At 55.7% G+C, this 530-nt stretch carries 1 pseudogene; it reads right to left on the reverse strand.

From position 1 onward, the window contains the following. Positions 1 to 397: 397 nt before the first annotated feature. A pseudogene (locus AB4Y34_RS41950) lies at positions 398 to 530 on the reverse strand (IS6 family transposase); the annotation flags it as partial.

Here is a 530-nt window from a genome sequence, read left to right on the forward strand (position 1 = left end):
TGCGAATAGTTCGGCATAACGCGGGCGAGCGTGACCACGGCGTGATGGCCAGCGATGAAACAAAGGTTTCGAAGCGAGTGATCAGCTTCGGCAGTAGTGCCGAAGATTGATCATCGTGTAGGCGAGGGTTTTCAAAGCGTAGTGCAGGTGGCTGAGTCGCTCAAGGCGCAGCAGCAGGCGCCGGAACTTGAAAATCATCTAGCGGGCCTCCCACCGCCGCCCTTTCGCGCGACGGGGTTAAAGTCATCTCGTTATACAGAAGTGTCATAGCCTTCGCGCAGGATCTGAATGGTGATTGCCGCATCCATGACGCGTTGCATGCCAATCCACAGTGTCTTCGCGGGTTCTGTCGCAGTAAGAGCGAGAGGTCGGCCAAGTCCGACATGGTATGGACTCCTTATCCAGCCAGTGAATAGAATTGCTGCGCGGGAGTTTGCCCAACGCCGCCGTCGTTCAATTGCCCCTTGACGATCATGTGCATGATTTCGATGCCACCCAGGAGAATGCGGGCGCAACGAAATTTCTTGAAC

It is taken from the genome of Paraburkholderia sp. BR10954, assembly GCF_040965775.1.
GTDB classification, from domain to species: domain Bacteria; phylum Pseudomonadota; class Gammaproteobacteria; order Burkholderiales; family Burkholderiaceae; genus Paraburkholderia; species Paraburkholderia youngii.